Annotated in this window: 1 protein-coding gene; it reads right to left on the reverse strand. The window is 68.2% G+C overall.

The genetic code is table 11. The features are described 5' to 3' along the window. A partial coding sequence (locus EN852_RS35810) for a deoxyribodipyrimidine photo-lyase (RefSeq protein WP_135879683.1) occupies window positions 1–393 on the reverse strand: 393 nt, incomplete at both ends.

The raw sequence follows: 393 nt of genomic DNA on the forward strand, positions 1-393 counted from the left end.
GCTGGAGATCCTCCAGCGCGAGGCTGTCCACCGTGTGCGCCGCCATTGCCTTCGGTGCGGGCTGCAGCGCCGGCAGGCGCCAGTGACTGAGCACGTTGCGCCAATACGGCGTAAATACCTTGTAGGGCTGGCCCTGCTGGGTGGCAATGTCCCAGGGTTCGAACAGCAGGCTGCCGTTGCAGCTCTGCGCGTCGATGCCCTGCTCGCGCAGCGTGCGCTTGATGGTGGCGTCGCGTGGCTGCGTGGCCGGCTCGTACTTGCGGTTCCAGTACACGGCTTCGGCGCCGGCCTGCTCGATCAGGGCCTGCAGGGTCGGCAGGCTGTCACCGCTGCGCAGTACCAGCGCGGAACCGCGGGCGCGCAGGTCGGTATCCAATGCAGCCAGGGAACGGT

Source organism: Mesorhizobium sp. M2E.F.Ca.ET.209.01.1.1, assembly GCF_004010375.2.
GTDB lineage: Bacteria > Pseudomonadota > Alphaproteobacteria > Rhizobiales > Rhizobiaceae > Mesorhizobium.